This window comes from Profundibacterium mesophilum KAUST100406-0324 (genome assembly GCF_009835145.1).
Classification (GTDB): Bacteria; Pseudomonadota; Alphaproteobacteria; order Rhodobacterales; family Rhodobacteraceae; genus Profundibacterium; species Profundibacterium mesophilum.
In genome coordinates this window covers 1-2,522 of the sequence record NZ_APKE01000052.1, presented here as the reverse complement: position 1 = coordinate 2,522, position 2,522 = coordinate 1, and the positions used below count along the sequence as shown (strand labels likewise).

Annotated in this window: 3 protein-coding genes; all 3 read right to left on the bottom strand. The window is 66.2% G+C overall.

What is annotated here, in order from left to right:
• Positions 1-25: 25 nt before the first annotated feature.
• The 3 genes from tnpC to tnpA are packed head-to-tail and all read right to left on the bottom strand — an operon-like array spanning position 26 to position 2,463.
• Complete coding sequence (tnpC, locus tag PMES_RS16050) at positions 26-1,651, bottom strand: IS66 family transposase (RefSeq protein WP_159966736.1); 1,626 nt, start codon at positions 1,649-1,651, stop codon at positions 26-28.
• A 60-nt stretch (positions 1,652-1,711) separates the two neighbouring features.
• The gene (gene tnpB, locus PMES_RS16045) at positions 1,712-2,062 is read right to left on the bottom strand and encodes an IS66 family insertion sequence element accessory protein TnpB (RefSeq protein ID WP_009803441.1); all 351 of its coding nucleotides are present in this window, start codon (positions 2,060-2,062) and stop codon (positions 1,712-1,714) included.
• Positions 2,059-2,463 (bottom strand): IS66-like element accessory protein TnpA, encoded by a 405-nt coding sequence (gene tnpA, locus PMES_RS16040; RefSeq protein WP_159966735.1) that lies wholly within the window; start codon positions 2,461-2,463, stop codon positions 2,059-2,061. The genes tnpB and tnpA overlap by 4 nt, the downstream gene beginning before the upstream one ends.
• Between the last annotated feature and the right edge of the window lie 59 nt (positions 2,464-2,522).

Here is a 2,522-nt window from a genome sequence, read left to right as displayed (position 1 = left end):
CGTAAGCATCCGGCGTAGGCCGTGGTCATGCGGCGCGTTGGCGCTCCGATGGCTGCCAATTCCATGGGAGAAGGTCCGGCACGCGGGATACGGTTGCGTTGGGTAGCCGGGCGAGGACATCGGCGAGCCAGGCCTGAGGATCGAGGTTGTTCATTTTCGCGGTGACGATCAGGGAATACATGAAGGCAGCTCGGTCGCCGCCGCGCTCGGAGCCGGCGAAGAGCCATGACTTCCGGCCGAGGGCCACCCCGCGGAGCGCCCGTTCGGCCGCATTGTTCGTCAGGCAGACCCGACCGTCCTCGAGAAAGCGCGTGAACGCGTCCCAGCGGTCGGTCTTGAACATGTAGGCGATCGCCTTAGCGACGGGGTTGTGCTTCGACATCGTGCCCTGCTCGGCGCGCATCCAGTCGTTCATATCCTCCACCAGCGGACGGGCCAGTCGTTGTCGGCTCTCGAGCCGGGAGTAGGCATCCAGACCGCTGATCTGGCGCTCGATATTGAAGATGGCATCGATCTTCTTCACGGCCTCCAATGCGACCGGGGATATGTCGTGCGCGGGCTTCTTCTTGCGGGCATTCTCCTTGATGTCTGCCAGTTCGAAGAACTTCCGGCGGGCATGGCTCCAGCACAGGGCACTCTGAACCGGACCGGGGTCACGGTCGCCGCGGTAGAGGTCGTTGTAGCCGCCATAGGCATCGGCCTGAAGGACACCCTGCCACCCGGCGAGATGTCGGTTCGGGTGGGTCATCTCCCTGTCACGCGAGAAGTGGAACAGCGCAGCTGGTGGCGCCCCGCCACCAAAGGGCCGGTCGTCGCGAACATAGGTCCAGAGCCGCGCCGTCTTCGTTCCGCCCTTGGCCAGTAGGGGCACGGTGGTATCGTCGCCGTGCAGCCGCTCGGCCCCGAGAACATGGGCCCTGATCAGCGCATGGATCGGCTCCAGCGCGGCGGTGCAGGCCCCGACCTGATCGGCGATCGTCGAAAGGCTGATCTCGACGCCCTCCCTGGCATAGCGTTCGGCCTGCCGGTTCAACGGTTGGTGCTGGCCGAACTTCTCGAACAGGATCATTGCCAGAAGGTTCGGACCGGCCCAGCCACGGGGCGTGGGGTGGAACGGTGCCGGCGGCTGGCTGATCTTCTCGCACTGCCGGCAGGTGAACTTCTCTCGGACCGTCTGGATCACCTTCCACTGCCGCGGAACGACCTCGAGCGTCTCGGTGATGTCCTCGCCCATCCTCACGATGCGATCCGAGCCGCAGCAGGAACAGGCCGTAGGCGCCGCGATCACCACCCGCTCGCGCGGCAGATGCTCCGGGAAGGGCTTGCGGGCCGGGCGGCGGCGCTCGAAGCCAGCGACGGACGTGGTCTTCGCCACCTTCTCGGCGGCGATCTCGTCTTCGGTGGCTGCGGCCTCGAGTTCCTCGAGCTGCAATTCCATCTGGTCGATCAGGCGGGCGCGGCGTTCCGAGCTGTGGCCATATTGCTCGCGCCGGAGCTTGGCGATCTCGAGCCGGAGGTGCTTGATCATCGCCTCGGAGGTCGAGACCACCGCCCGGGCCTGCGCCAGCTCGCTCTCCGCGGCCTTGGCACGGGCCTCCGAGGCCGCGAGCGCGGCGCGCAATCTGGCGATCTCGGAAGCGGCATCTGACATGGCCGAGACCTACCACGCGGGCATCGAAAAGCCCATGAAAATAAGGCTGAAAGGGTCGATTTATCCCGCCTTTGCAGGGCGTTGCGTCCAGCGCGGATTGCGCCAGTCGATCCCTTCCAGAAGATACCCGAGTTGGGCCGCGGAGATCTGCACCGCCTCGCCGCTTCCGCTGGTCGGCCAGATGAACTTCCCGGCCTCCAGCCGCTTGGTATAGAGCGACATCCCGACCCCGTCGTGCCAGAGCAGCTTGACCAGGTCGCCCTTGCGCCCACGAAAGCAGAAGATCTCGCCGGCATGGGGATCGCGCCCGAGCCCCTGCTGCACCGTCAGCGCCAGGGTGTTCATGCCACGCCGCATGTCGGTGACCCCGCCCGCGATCCACACGCGCACCCCCGCCGGGAAGGCGATCATCGGCCCTCCAGCACCGGAAGGAGCCGAGCCAGCATCTCCGGGTCCGCAGTGGAAGGGAAGAGAAGCCGCCGCCCATTCCTCAGCACGATCTCGAGCCGGGCGTCAGGGGTGTTGCGCGGCGCAGCCGCCGGCACCGCCGCAGGCGCCTTGGGCGAGACCGTCAACGGGATGAACACCGGCGATGTCTCGTCACCAAGTTCACCGCTCCGATACTGCCGCCGCCATATCGTCAGCAGGGAGCGCGACACACCATGCCGCCGCGCCGTCGCTGTCACCTGGCGATGCCCCAGGAAGCTCTCCTTGACGATCCGGATCTTGTCCGCATCGCTCCAATGCCGACGGCGCGGCACGTCCGCGGCGGATAAAACTTCGATCTCGGGTCTGAACTTATGGTCGGCCATAAGGTCGGACTTATCACCGACGCCGAAATCCCGTCAGACGGCCTCCGGCGGAGGGATAC